This window comes from Arthrobacter sp. ERGS1:01 (assembly GCF_001281315.1).
Classification (GTDB): domain Bacteria; phylum Actinomycetota; class Actinomycetes; order Actinomycetales; family Micrococcaceae; genus Specibacter.
Window position 1 is genome coordinate 446,812 of the sequence record NZ_CP012479.1, and the last position, 14,016, is coordinate 460,827.

The window sequence follows — 14,016 nt, forward strand, 5'->3', positions numbered from 1 at the left end:
AGAAAGCGATCCGATGAGCGAACTTAGCCACAACGTCGACAAGAAACTGGTGGTGGCCTCGGGCCGCGCCCACCCAGAGCTGGCCGAGGAAGTGGCGCGCTGTTTGAACACGGAGCTGCTGCCCATCTCCGCCTACGACTTCGCGAACGGTGAGATCTACGTCCGCTCCGGCGAGAGCGTGCGCGGCAAGGAAGTGTTCATCATCCAGTCGCACCCGGCGCCGATGAACAACTGGCTCATGGAGCAGCTGATCATGGTCGATTCCATGAAGCGCGCCTCCGCCCGCGGCATCACCGTGGTCTCCCCGTTCTACCCGTACGCCCGCCAGGACAAGAAGGGCCGCGGCCGCGAGCCGATCTCCGCCCGCCTCGTCGCTGACCTGTACAAGACGGCCGGCGCCGACCGCATCATGAGCGTTGACCTGCACACGGCACAGATCCAGGGCTTCTTCGACGGCCCCGTGGACCACCTGTTCGCCATCCCGCTGCTGGCCGACCACATCCGTGACATGGTGGGGGACGACGCCGTCACAGTGGTTTCGCCGGACACCGGCCGCGTGCGCGTGGCTGAGCAGTGGGCCGAGCGCCTGGGCGGGGCGCCGCTGGCGTTCGTGCACAAGTCGCGCGATCTGACCGTGCCGAACCAGGCCGTGTCCAAGACCGTGGTGGGCCAGGTTGAGGGGCGCACCTGTGTGCTCATCGACGACATGATCGACACCGGTGGAACCATTGCCGGCGCCGTGCGCGTGCTCAAGGACGCCGGCGCCAAGGACGTCATCATCGCCGCCACGCACGCGGTGTTCTCCGACCCCGCCGCCGAACGCCTCGCCAATTGTGGCGCCCGCGAAGTGGTGGTCACCAACACGCTGCCCATCCCGGAATCCAAGCGCTTCCCGACGCTGACCGTGCTCTCCATTGCACCGCTGCTGGCCCAGGCCATCAAGGAAGTCTTCGAGGACGGCTCGGTCACCTCGCTGTTCGACGGCAACGCCTAACAACTGCCTTTCTCGCGTTTATGCGCCACACTCGTTGTGAGTGTGGCGCTGCCGCGTCACTGGCGCAAAACCCGCTGCGGGTCGCGCGCATAAGCTCCCACCAAGTGGCTTATGCGCGGGACTCGCGGCGGGTTTTTCGCGTAAACGGGCCCGTTTGTCCCTCCACAACCCTCGTCGAGTACGTACTTGTCCCCACTTACGACGGCGGGGCTGCCGCGGCGCCCGCTGCGGGGACACCATGGGTGCATGACCGATACAAGGATGCGAACCGTTGTTGAAGAAGTGGCGTGGTACGGAAAAGTAGCCCGCCGCAAGGACCTGATGGCCCGCGGCTGCACCGAGTGGCAGATCCGCAAGGCCGTCAGCGAGGGGCAGCTTCGGCGGATCGACCGGGGCTACTACGCGCTTCCGGACGCCGACCCCTTGGACGTTCGCCTTGCCCTTCACCAAGCGCGGCGGACGTGCTTCACCAAGGCAGAGCAACTGGGCCTGTGGATCATCAAGGCGCCCGCCATGCCTCATGTGGCCGCGGCCCATGGACGGCCGGTCCCGGGCTGCGTGGTCCACAAGGTCAAGGGACCGCAGACCCTGATGGACATCCTGCGCCAATGCGTCAAGTGCGGCTCCGAAGTGGACGGACTGGCGGTGATGGAATCCGCCGTCGTGCTGGGTCTGTGCACCATTCCCGAACTGCGTGTTGCCTTTGCCGGACGTGAAGACGCCCGGGCACGAGCCACCATTGACATGATCGACCCCCAATCCATGTCCATTGCGGAAACCGTGGCACGGTACTACCTGAAAAAGGACGGGCTCAACGTCCAGGGCCAGTACTACGTCAAGGACGTGGGCCACCTGGACCTGCTCGTGGAGGGCGTGCTTTGCGTTGAAACGGACGGGGAGCAATTCCACAACACGCCCCAGGGATGGGCGGAGGACCTTCGGCGGGACAATCTGCTGGTCATCAAGGGGCAGTGGTGCCTTCGCATTCCGGCGAGGGTGGTCCTGGGGCGGCCGGACGTCATGCTCGGCTGGGTGCGCCAAGCGCTTGCAATGATCTGTTCTGCACCAAAGCCGTCTGCCAATCCGGCGCATAGGGTTGCGGCGTAGCCTTGCGGTCCAGGGTGGGTCAACGTTATGCGGTGAATTGGGGCTGGGTGTGGCGCAGCCGCGTCGGTGGCGCCAAACCGGGTGCGGGTTGGGCGCATAAACTCGTGGCGTAGCCATGTGGTCCGGGGTGGGTCAACGTTATGCGGTGAATTGGGGCTGGGTGTGGCGCAGCCGCGTCGGTGGCGCCAAACCGGGTGCGGGTTGGGCGCATAAACTCGTGGCGTAGCCATGTGGTCCGGGGTGGGTCAACGTTATGCGGTGAACTGGGGCTGGGTGTGGCGTAGTCGCGTCGGTGGCGCCAAACCGGGTGCGGGTTCGGCGCATAAACTTGCGGCCCGGCGGTCTGCTAAACTTGTGCAGTAAACCTTGGCGAGGGACGCTCCACTTGTGGAATGTCCGTGATCGACTGGGTCTCGCAGCTCCTGAACTTTGATGATGGATTGTGTGACCTGTTTTGTCCACGCCCATCAAAGACGCAAGGAGCATTTTTTATGTCTGACCTTAACCTCACCGGCGAACTCCGCACCGAGTTCGGCAAGGGCGCTGCCCGCCGCATCCGCCGCGCAGCCCAGATCCCCGCAGTCGTTTACGGCCACGGCGTTGCCCCCCTCCACATCGTCCTGCCGGAGCGCGCAACCGTTCGCGCCATCCGCGGCGCCAACGCCCTGCTGACCGTCACGGTCGACGGCGTCGAGCACCTGGCCCTGGTCAAGGACGTCCAGCGCGACCCGCTGCTGCAGATCGTCGAGCACATCGACCTGCTGACCGTCCAGAAGGGCGAGAAGGTTACCGTTGACGTTCCCCTCGTACTCGTTGGCGAAGCAGCAGCTTCCGTCGTCGTGAACCAGGAAGAAATGTCCGTCAGCCTGTCCGCCGACGCCACGCACCTGCCCGTCAAGGTTGAGATCGACCTGGCCGGCCGCACCGCCGGTCAGCACATCCACGCCAGCGACCTGGTCCTGCCGGCCAACGTTGAGCTGCTCAACGATCCCGCCATGCTGCTCGTGCACCTGGCCGAGCCGGCCGTCGTTGCTGAAGAAGCTCCGGCTGCCGAGTAGTCTCCACTCCATGAGTGATACCTGGCTTGTAGTCGGGCTCGGGAACCCCGGGCCCGGCTACATCCGTAACCGGCACAATATTGGCTTCATGGTGGTCGAGGAACTTGCCTCCCGCCTTGGCGCCTCCTTCAAGACCCACAAGGCCCGCGCACTCGTTGCCACGGGCCGTTTGGGCGCGGGCGGACCCAAGGTCATCCTGGCCAAGCCAACAGTTTTCATGAACCTCAGCGGAGGCCCGACGGCGTCCCTGGCGAAGTTCTACAACCTCACCCCGGACCACGTGGTCGCGATCCACGACGAAATCGACATCCCCTTCGACTCCGTCAGGCTGAAAATGGGCGGCGGCGAGGGCGGACACAACGGCCTGCGGGACATCTCCAAAGTGCTCGGCACCAAGGACTACTACCGGGTACGTGCAGGCGTTGGCCGCCCGCCCGGCCGGGCCGACGCCGCAAGCCACGTGCTGCGCGACTTCTCGAGCACCGAGTCCAAGGATTTGCCGTTCCTGATCGACGCCGCGGCGGACGCCGCCGAGCTGCTTATTTCCCAGGGCCTCGCGGCGGCACAGGAGAAATTCCACCCTGCCAAGGGGTAGCCCCGAAGCGTAAAAATCGTTCAAATCGGGTCCTCGTCCTGTTATGATCTCAACAGGTGCCGTCGACAATGTGACCAAGGTCATTGCCGCCGGCAGGATACTGAGGTCTCGGCATGACGATAGACAATGTTGTCGTTTCCCGCTCCTGGGTGAGTGGTGGGAAAACGCAAGCGTTCGATGCTTTGGGGGCCGCCGACAGGCGGCTCTGGTCGTCGTTCGTACGCCAAACCGAGATCGACGACGTTGTCCGGGCCATTGGTGCCGCCGAAAGCTACGGAGTCGTTGTGGTGGGCCCCTGGGGCGTTGGAAAAACCACCCTGGCCCGCGCCGTGGAAACCGCCCTTGCCCCGACCACGCATGTGGTGCGGCTCTTCGGCTCATCCGCCGAAACCCAGGTCTCTTATGGGGCGCTTGCCCTGCTCATGGCCCGGCTGCCCGCCACCGCCTCCGAGTCCCCGGCCGGCATCATCCACGGCGTCGACGACCTCATCCGCAACGACGCCGCGGGCAAGGAAGTCCTCTTGGTGATCGACGACCTTCCCGAATTGGATCCGGGCACCGTTGGCGTGGTCATGCACATGCTGCTGCGCGGCACCGCCAAGGTGCTGGTGCTGGCCCGCGAGGCCGGCCAGCTGCCCGAGGACCTGGTCTGGCTGGTCAAGGACGGCCTGCTGCGGGAAATGCGGCTGAACTATTTCAGCCGCGCCGAAGTGGGCACCCTGGTCACCAAGGCCACCAACACGCCCGCCTCTGAATCGGCCATCTCCGCCCTGTACAAGGCCAGCAACGGAATTCCGCTCGTCCTGCAGGCCCTCTTCCATGAGCAGGTGGCCAACGGGAACCTGAAGACGAAGAGCGGCGTGTGGGTCATTTCCGGCCCGCTCAACGTCGAGTCCAGCAGCGCCTTGGCCGGGATTGTGCGCTCCAGGCTGGCCCGGGAGTCCGACGTCGTCCGGCTGGGTATCGAGAAGATGGCACTGTTGGGCACGGCCCCGCTCTCGGTGGTGCTTTCCGTGGTCGGTCAGGATGCCGTCTCCGAGTTGGAGGAGCGCGGATTCCTGGAGATCAGCTCCATGGGCCGCCACCGCGCCTACCTGAGTGAACGCTATGTGGGGGACATTGTGCGCGGCTGGCTCTCCGCCGACCGCAAGGCCGAACTCTTCAGTGAAATCGCCACGCATGCCAGTCGTGACCTTGACCAGCTGGACGCCCAGGAGGTCATGTCCCTTGCGGCCTGGACGCTGGACGCCGGGCTGGTCCTGGACCCCGACTTTGGGCTTGCCGCGGCGGCCCGGGCCATCCGGCACTTTGACCCCCTGCTGGCACTGCGGTGCACGGCGGAAATCCCCGTCGGCCATTCCCTGCGGGTCAAGGCCGTGCAGGCTCGCAGCGCAGCCTTCCGGATCACGGCCGACTACGGGCGGGCGGTGGGAGAGCTCGACGCCGTACCGGACACCGTGGTGGAGGCGTTGGGCGTGGCCGACTATGGCTCCTGGGTGCTGTCCCTGACCGGGGCGCTGCTGTGGGTGCCGCGGGGTTACGAACGGATCCCGGCATTGCTGGCGGATGCGGAGGAACACATTGCGGCAGCGGAAGGATCAAGCACCCACGCGGACCTCCTGGTAGCCCGCCGGCGTATCCTCCTGGCGACCTTTGAATACCAGGTGCACAGCGGCGAGTTTGCCGAGATTGCCCGGGAACTCGAAGGAGCCGGCACGGACCTTGGCAGTGAATTCGGCATCAACTGTGCATGCCTGCTGGTGCCCACCCTGGCGGTCCTGGGCCGGGAATTGGAGGCCATCGCCCTGGCGCGGCGCCTGGAGCGGGCCATGGTGGCGGAGGACGTGCCGCCGCTGTTCACCGACTATTTCCGCGACGGCCTGGCCTGTGCCCTGATCTGGAGCGGACAGTGGGTCGAGTGCGTAGACATGCTGCGCGAGGAACTCGAGAACATGCCGCAACCGGCGCAGTACCGCGGCGGCCTGATCGAGTTGAACCTGGGACTCGCCCACACCTACGCCGGCCGGGGCGCCGAAGCCGTAGAGGTGCTGCTGGCCGCGGCCGCGCAGTTGGAGGTCCGCGAAAGCGACAACGCGCTGGGGCTTGCCTACTCGGCGCTGGCATTCTCCTACGCGCAAATCAACAATGAGGAAGAAGCGGCCCGGTGCCTGGCGTTTGCCGGCTCCCTCGACGGACCCACACAGTGGACCAACCGCGCGATGGCCAAGTTCTTCCGCCTCATGGCCCTGCGCTGGCTTGACGATCCCCGTGCCGTGGGCAAGCTGCACGATTCGGCAGCCACGGACATCGGCAAGCAGCGGGTCACCACGGCCTCCATGTCCCTGTTTGGCGGCACGGTCCAGGCCAGCGAAAAGGACTACGCGCTGCTGGAGGAAATCTCGCTGCGCCGCCAGGGACCCATGCCCAACGTCGTCGTCGCCCTGGCCAGAAGCTGCCGGACCCGCGACCCCGCCGCCGCGTTGGAGGCCGCCGCGATCGCCCAGGAGCTCAAGCTCGACGCCGTGGAGTCCCGTTGCGCCGTGGTCGCCCTGGACTTTGCCCGGGAGCAAGGCCAGAATGCGCTGGCCCGGGAAGCGAAGGCACGCCTTGACCGGCTCAGGGGCGATCTGGCGAAAATGCCGATGGTGCCACAGAATTCCGGGATCAAACTGACCCAGCGCGAGTTGCAGGTTGCCAAGCTTGCCAAGCGCGGACTGGGTAACCGGGCCATTGCGGACAGGATCGGTGTTTCCGTGCGTACCGTTGAGGGCCACCTCTATCAGGTCTACAGCAAGCTGGGAATCACCACCCGCTCCGAGCTGGAACAGGATGCGGAACTGTGATCGATGGTGCTTAAGGACCGGGCATTTGGAGGAAGTGGGGCCGGCCCGCTCACGCCGTTTTGTCGGAAGGCCGAGCTTGCCCAAATCACCCAACAACTTCACGGGGACGAATGCCGGGCCGTGTTCCTCAGCGCCGAAATGGGACTGGGCATCACGTCGCTGCTGCGCGAATTGGCGAAGGAATCCAGGCCCAACACCGCCGTCATCTTCATCCAGGGCACCCCGTCCCTGGCCGGGGTGCCGTTCGGCGTCCTGACACCGTATCTGCAACGGGACTCAAGCGCATTGGTTGTCTCCGCCGTCGACGCGATCCGGGAAATGCTCGCCCTGCTGGCGGAAAAGGAAGCGGAACTGCGCCAAACCCTTGGCCCGGACACCCCTCTCGGGCTCCCACTCTTCATCATCGACGAGGCCGACTACATTGACGGCGCCACGGCGGAGTTGGTGGTCAGGCTGGTCCAGGCCGGTCAAATGAAGCTTGTGGTCTCGCACAGGAGTGCCCGCGACCTGGTCCACCCCCTCCCGCAACTCTGGGACGCCGGCCTGGCCGAACGCATCCACCTGCACCCGCTCACGCTCCAGGAGGGCCGGGAATTCTGTGATGCGGCACTGGGCGGGCGGACCATGGCCGGCACCAGCTGGTACCTGTGGTCCACGGCCGGCGGCAACCCGCTGCTGATGTCGCTGATCATGGCGGAGGCCCACGCCGGCGGCCTGCTGCGGAAAAAGGGCGGCGCGTGGACGATTGACATGACGGCCATGCCGCGCGGCCACCAGTTGCAGGACGTGGTGCGCGAACAGCTGCGCGGGATTTCCCCGGTTGCCCGGCAGGCGCTCAACCTTGTGGCGCTGTCCGAACCCGTTCCGGAAGCGGTCATTGCCGAGATGCTCGGGCACGATCCGGTCCGGGAGCTCCAGGAACGCCACCTTATCCACGAGCCAACGGGCCGGCCGGGGGAGCTGCAGCTCATCAACCCGGTCTATGGCGACGTCATCCGGAACATGGTCTCGCGCACCGAGAGCCTGTTGCTGCACCAACAGCTGATGGACAGGCTCGAATCCGACGATTCCAACCCGCAGGCCGTGGTCCGCCGCGTGGTGTGGTCGTTGGAAAGCGGGGGCCATGTTGCCCCCGAGCGGTTGTTGCTGGCCGGCATCTACGCGTGCAAGCTGTTCCGGCCACAACTGGCAATGTCGCTTGCCGATTCAATCACGGGCACGGAGTTTGTGGTGCGGGCCCGCGCCGTCAAGGCCCGCGCACACTACGACATGGGCGAGTACGAGGCCGCCGCGAAGTTCCTAGACGGTGCCGAGGCACAGGCGGAGAGTCTGTCCGAGCTGGTCTTTGGCGCCATCCTGCACTCCGCCACGCGCGAGGCGCTGGGGGAGCCGGCCCTGCTCATCGACCGCGACGCGCAGACCCTGCGGGCCACCGGGATACGGCTTGCCGCGGCTGATCCGGAGCATTCTGCCGAGATCCTGCTGCAGTCCGCCGAGCGGGCCACCGTGCTGGACATCCTGGTGCTGTCGCGCACCGGCAACTACGGCGAGGAGATGGTTGCGGCGATTGGGGCCATGCTCGCCCGGGAGGAGCGTGCCGGCGACGGCGACTTTTGGCTCAACCGGGCCATTGTCCTGGCCATCGACGCCGAACGGCTCACAGCTCTTGGCAGGCCCGCCGAAGGCATGGCCCGCGCAGGGCAGGCACTGGCCATCCCGCAATGGGAGGGGCACGACGTATTCTTCCTGCCTGAAATGATCCTGGGGCGGGCACTGACGGCATCCCTTGCGGCCGGGGCATGGGATGAGGTGGAAAGTGTCCTGCGGGCCACCGAGGTGGACCTGGGGCCGGCCATTGTCTCATTTGGCGGCAGCGCGAACGTGGCCCGCGGCATGATCCTGCTGCGCCAGGGCAAGATCTCCGACGCCCTTGAAGCGCTGCTGCCGGGAATCGAGGCGTTGGCGGTCAGCGACCCCCAGCACCTGGCCGGATACGGCACGGCCATGGCGTTTTACTCGGCCGCCGTGCTCGGGCGGAAAGCCGAGGCGGAGCGGTTGCACGGCCTGTACCGGGAGAGCACCGGGATGTACGTTGTCACGACCCATGAACGCGCCTACCTGGCCGCGGGACTGGGGCATCTGAGGGGCGACGGCGCGGGCCGGCTCATGGCCGTCGCCGCCACGGCCGCGGCGGCCGGGCACCACCTGGCCGAACTGAACGCGCTGGCGCTGGCCATGGATTTCGACGCCGTCGCCGTCCTGCCGAAACTGAAGGCCGCGGCGGGGCTCGTGGACGGCCGCTGGAGTGCGGCGCTGGCGGATTTTGCGAAAGCCATGACGGCAAGCGACGGAGCCGTGGCCGTGGACGCCGGGGAACGATTGCTGGCGGCGAGGATGTTCGCCCACGCGGCGGCTGTTTTTCGGCACGGCATCAGCCTTTCCATCCATGACCGGCAGGGTACCTTGGCCCAGGCCGCACGGACCGGGCTCGCCGCGGCCGCCGCGGAGCTCGCCCCCTCAGCCCTTGCCGCCGCCGCGCCCGTGCAGGTACAGGTACCGGCCGTGCCGGATGACCTCACGACGCGTGAACGCGAGGTTTCCAGGCTGGCCGCCACGGGCCTGACGGACAAGGACATCGCCGAGCAGCTGCAGGTGTCCGTCCGCACGGTCGAGGGCCACCTGTACCGCAGTTATGCCAAGCTCGGCATCGCGGGTCGCAGCGAGCTCTCGCTCGTTTTCACCGCCTAAACACTCCACTCACCACTCGCATCGACTATCCGAGTGGAAAGCAGATGGCAACCATAACAACGCCCCGCGGCGTTTGTACTCGGGAAATTCTGCCAAAAAACACCCTTAAACCAAGTACCTGCAAGTACTCGAGTAGGTAGAAAACCAAGTAGTACTTGCTTGCGGGTGGCCGGATCAACCCACTTAACGGGTACCCGCCACTGATGTGGCAATGGTCAGAGAGACGTTAACTTGAGTCATCCCACCGGATACGAAGGATGAGTTGGTCTCAAATGTCTCAGTCAATGCAAACGGTGGTGCACCTCCCCGGGGCCGGCATGCCGGCCCCCGAAGCGCACCGGTACCCAGCTACCCCCATCGCTGTAACCCTGCGCGAGTCACAAAAACAGCTTGGTGGCAGCCACCAAGCTCCCCATTCGGAGCCGGCGGCGGATAAGCCTTCTGAGACCAAGGCTTTCCCCCAGCCGTCGCCGGCTCCCTCCGTATTTCTTGCGCGCTCCGCGATGCAAAGCAGCAGCGCGGTTCGCTCGCCGATGCCGGCAGGCATCCAATGGACGGCCTCACGATGACCCAGATCAAGATCCACGCTCCCCTGGGGAAGCGGAACACCCTGACCGGAAAATCCCACAAAACCATCCCGGCAACCAAGCTGGACCGTCCCAAGCATGCAGTTTGGGATGCGAAGACTTGGGCCTCGGAACAGCGCAGCCAATCCGCATCCCGTGAGTGGTGGAAGACCTACAGCTGGTGCATCCGGCTGACCGACGTCGTGGTCATTGCCGCCGTCCTGGCCGTCGCCTTCCTTGGCCGGTTCGGCCTTGACAACTCGACCATGGTCGACGGCGACGGAGACGGCACGGTCAACTACGGCTGGCTCGCCGGAATCATCCTGCTGGTCTGGATGGCCGACCTTGAACTGTCCCGGAGCCGGGACCGGCAAGTGTTTGGCGCCGGCGCCGCCGAGTACCGGCGCGTGCTCCAATCCTCGCTCCGCGTCTTTGGCGCCGTCGCGATCCTGATGCTCGTCTTCAAGGTTGACGTGGTCCGCGGCTTCTTCGCCGTGGCCCTGCCGTTGGGCATGATTTCGCTCGTTGCGGCCCGTTGGATCTGGCGGCAGTGGCTGGCCCGGCAACGGTCCTCCGGACGGTTCCTGAGCGACGTGGTGGTCCTGGGCAACGCCGTCGACGTCGAATACGTGATCGGCCAGCTGAAGAACCACCTCAGCGTCGGATACCGGGTGGCAGGTGTCGCCCTGACAACGCTCGAGGAAAAGATGGAGCTTCGCCCGCCCTGGTACAAGATTCCGGTCCTCTCGACCATGGCCGATATCTCCCGCGTGGTCCGCGTGACCGGGGCCTCCACCGTGGTGGTGGCCGGGGCGCTCCCGGGCGGCCCCGAGACGATCCAGGAACTCGGCTGGCGCCTTGAGGACATGTCCACCGAACTTGTCCTGGCCTCGAGCCTGACCAACGTAGCCGGACCCCGCGTCCATTTCCGTCCAGTGGAAGGACTGCCGCTGATGCACGTTGAACTGCCCCAATACGCCGGCGTGCGACACGTCTTCAAGCGGGCCATGGATATTGGCCTCTCCGCGGCCGCCCTCCTGATCCTGGCACCGGTCCTGGCAGCCCTGGCCGTCATTGTCCGCCTGGACAGCACCGGCCCGGCCCTGTTCCGTCAGGAACGCGTGGGCCGCAACGGTGAAGTCTTCAAGATGTTCAAGTTCCGCTCCATGGTCAGGGACGCGGAGGCGCAACTGCCGGACCTGGCGGACGCCAACGAGTCCGACGGCGTGACCTTCAAGATTGCCCACGATCCGCGCGTCACCCGCTGCGGGACCTGGATGCGCAAGTTCTCCCTCGATGAGCTGCCGCAGTTCTGGAACGTGCTCAAGGGGGACATGAGCCTGGTGGGACCGCGGCCGCCGCTGAAGAAGGAAGTGGATGAGTATGAGAAGCCAACCCATCGGCGCCTGCTCATCAAGCCCGGCATCACCGGATTGTGGCAAGTCAGCGGCCGGTCGAACCTGCCGTGGGAAGAGTCGGTCCGCCTCGATTTGTATTACGTGGAGAACTGGTCCCTGACCGGCGACTTCATCATCTTGTGGCGAACCATCAAAGCCGTTTACGCGCCTGTCGGCGCCTACTAGGGGGATGACATGAACGAGCGAATTGGATATGCGGCAGGGGCGTTCGACCTCTTCCACATAGGACACCTGAACCTCCTGCGGCAGGCGAAGTCGCAGTGCGACTACCTCATTGCCGGCGTGGTCTCCGATGAACTGCTGCTCACCTCCAAGGGCCAGGCTCCCATCGTTCCACTGGCGGAACGGCTGGAGATAGTGGAGAACATCGGCTACGTGGACGAGGCCGTCGTCGAGGACCTGCCCAACAGGCTGGACACCTGGCGCAAGCACCCCTTCGACATCTTCTTCAAGGGCGACGACTGGCGGGGTACCGCCAAGGGCGCCGTCCTGGAGGAGCAATTTGGCAGTGTCGGAGTGGAAATCGTGTACTTCCCGTACACGCTGCACACCTCCAGCACCATGCTGCGCAAGACCCTCGAGCGGATCAACGATTCCGCGGTCCGGGATGACGCAGGCCGCCGGAGGGTCCAGTGACCCGCCGCACGGGCCGGCCCGTCCGGATCGCGATGATCGGCACCCGTGGGGTGCCGGCCAAATATGGCGGCTTCGAAACGGCCATTGAGGAAGTGGGCCGGCGCCTGGTGGCACTGGGGCACGAGGTGGTCGTGTACTGCCGGAGCACCGACGGCGGCGAGCTGCCGGAGGAGTACCTGGGGATGAAGCTGGTGCACCTGCCGGCAATGCGCCGCCGCAGCCTCGAGACCCTCAGCCACACGGCACTGTCGGTGCTGCACCTGTTGCGGCACCGCACGGACGCGGCCATCGTGTTCAACGCGGCAAACTCGCCCCTGCTGCCGGTCATCAGGGCCGCCCGCATCCCAGTCGCCACCCACGTGGACGGACTGGAGTGGAAGCGGGCCAAGTGGGGTCCGGTGGGCCAGAAGTACTACCGCTTCGCCGAATCACTATCAGTCCGGCTCTCCGATGCGTTGATCGCCGACGCCGTTGGAATCCAGGACTACTACACGGAATCGTTCAACGCCCGGACCGAACTGATCACCTACGGCGCCCCGATCCTGGAGTCCGTCGGATCGGCAAGGATCGCGGCACTTGGCCTGGCACCGGGTCGCTACCACCTCGTAGTGGCAAGGTTCGAGCCGGAAAACCACGTGGACCTGATCATCGAGGGCTTCGTGCGCAGCGGGGCCAAACACTCGCTCGTGGTGGTCGGCTCGGCCCCCTACGCGGAGGCCTACACGCAAAAGCTGCGTGACCTGGCCGACGGCCGCGTCCGCTTCCTGGGCGGGGTGTGGGACCAGGAACTGCTCAACGAGCTCTATGCCAACGCCCTGGTCTACTGGCATGGACATTCAGTGGGCGGGACCAACCCGTCACTGTTGCGGGCCATCGGGGCCGGCGCGGCCACCAATGCCTTCGACGTCAATTTCAACCGTGAGGTGCTCGGCGAGGCCGGCCGCTACTTCCGGACCCCCGACGACGTGCGCGAGCTGAGCAATGCGGCCGAGGCGGATCCGGCGGGATGCCGGGCGCGCGGTGAGCTGTCCCGGCGCGAAGCCGGACGCTACGACTGGGACGAGGTCGCCGAACGGTACGAGGCCCTGTGCCTGCAACTCGCCGCCCGGACACTCACCCGAAACCGCGGCGGCCGGCGTCGTGCGGCGGCACCCGGGACGGCAGTTCCCGTGGCGGTCCCGGGGTCTAGCACAGCGGTCCCGGCGTCCGATACCGCGGGATCCAGGAGCTGAGCGGCCATGACAACATCACGCGTCAGCTCACCGCAGGGACTTCGGCCCCGCACCGGGTACCGCGCCACGGTGCGGGAACTGGCAGGAGCCCAGAAGAAGGCCGCCCCGGGCTCGCCCCCCTACTCCATCTACGTCAACCGCAAGGTGGGCCGCTACATTGCGGCCGCCGCCCACCGGCTGGGGTTGACCCCCAACATGGTCAGCGCCATCAGTGCGGTCTTCACGATGAGCGGAATCGTGCTCATCGCCACCGTGACGCCACAGTGGTGGCTGGGCCTGCTCGTGTGGGCCGCGCTCGCCGTCGGCTACGCCTTTGACTCCGCCGACGGCCAGGTGGCCCGGCTGCGCGGCGGGGGATCGGCCGCCGGCGAATGGCTTGACCACGTACTGGACAGCCTGAAGATTTCCAGCCTTCACCTGGCCGTGCTGATCACCGCCTACAGGCATTTCAACCTGGACACGCCCGCATGGTTGCTGGTGCCCATCGGGTACGCGATCGTGGCCGCTGTCTCCTTCTTCTCCATGATCCTCAACGACCAGCTCAAGACGATCCACGCCCTGCGCTCGGGCACCGCTGCAAAGCCAAAGACAGCGGCCGGGCGTTCGGTACTCAAGACGCTTCTGCTGGTCCCGACCGACTATGGGGTGCTGTGCTTGATCTTTTTGTTCCTGGGCGCACCGTTCGTTTTCTTCGCGCTCTACACGGCGCTTTTTGTCGCCAACGCAGGCCATCTATTGCTCGCCTCCACCAAGTGGTTCCGGGACATGCGAGGGCTTGACTCCAAATAAGAACCACGGTCTCAACCAAGGAGTTTGTTT

The 14,016-nt window shown here is 65.7% G+C and carries 10 protein-coding genes; all 10 read left to right on the forward strand.

Features of this window, described 5'->3' with window-relative positions; translation table 11 throughout:
- The first annotated feature begins 13 nt into the window (after positions 1–13).
- Positions 14–994, forward strand: coding sequence for a ribose-phosphate diphosphokinase (locus AL755_RS06025; RefSeq protein WP_054010232.1), 981 nt, complete (start codon positions 14–16; stop codon positions 992–994).
- 261 nt (positions 995–1,255) lie between these two features.
- Positions 1,256–2,101, forward strand: coding sequence for a type IV toxin-antitoxin system AbiEi family antitoxin domain-containing protein (locus tag AL755_RS06030; protein ID WP_160318865.1), 846 nt, complete (start codon positions 1,256–1,258; stop codon positions 2,099–2,101).
- Between the two features lie 491 nt (positions 2,102–2,592).
- Positions 2,593–3,159, forward strand: a complete 567-nt coding sequence (locus AL755_RS06035) for a 50S ribosomal protein L25/general stress protein Ctc (RefSeq protein ID WP_054010234.1) — start codon at positions 2,593–2,595, stop codon at positions 3,157–3,159.
- Positions 3,160–3,169: 10 nt separating this feature from the next.
- Positions 3,170–3,754 carry an aminoacyl-tRNA hydrolase gene (gene pth, locus AL755_RS06040; RefSeq protein ID WP_054010235.1) on the forward strand — a complete coding sequence of 195 codons (585 nt, stop codon included), beginning with the start codon at positions 3,170–3,172 and terminating at the stop codon, positions 3,752–3,754.
- A 113-nt stretch (positions 3,755–3,867) separates the two neighbouring features.
- Entirely contained in the window at positions 3,868–6,597 is a 2,730-nt protein-coding gene (locus tag AL755_RS06045) for a helix-turn-helix transcriptional regulator (RefSeq protein WP_150117054.1), read from the forward strand.
- A gap of 120 nt (positions 6,598–6,717) precedes the next feature.
- Positions 6,718–9,345: a helix-turn-helix transcriptional regulator gene (locus tag AL755_RS06050; protein ID WP_150117055.1), complete on the forward strand. Its 2,628-nt coding sequence runs from the start codon at positions 6,718–6,720 to the stop codon at positions 9,343–9,345.
- Positions 9,346–9,895: 550 nt separating this feature from the next.
- Positions 9,896–11,494 carry a sugar transferase gene (locus tag AL755_RS06055; protein ID WP_237762604.1) on the forward strand — a complete coding sequence of 533 codons (1,599 nt, stop codon included), beginning with the start codon at positions 9,896–9,898 and terminating at the stop codon, positions 11,492–11,494.
- A 9-nt stretch (positions 11,495–11,503) separates the two neighbouring features.
- Complete coding sequence (locus AL755_RS06060; RefSeq protein ID WP_054010238.1) at positions 11,504–11,965, forward strand: adenylyltransferase/cytidyltransferase family protein; 462 nt, start codon at positions 11,504–11,506, stop codon at positions 11,963–11,965.
- Between the two features lie 32 nt (positions 11,966–11,997).
- Positions 11,998–13,197, forward strand: coding sequence for a DUF1972 domain-containing protein (locus AL755_RS06065; RefSeq protein ID WP_082369523.1), 1,200 nt, complete (start codon positions 11,998–12,000; stop codon positions 13,195–13,197).
- A 6-nt stretch (positions 13,198–13,203) separates the two neighbouring features.
- Entirely contained in the window at positions 13,204–13,986 is a 783-nt protein-coding gene (locus AL755_RS06070; protein WP_054010239.1) for a CDP-alcohol phosphatidyltransferase family protein, read from the forward strand.
- The last annotated feature ends 30 nt before the right edge of the window (positions 13,987–14,016 follow it).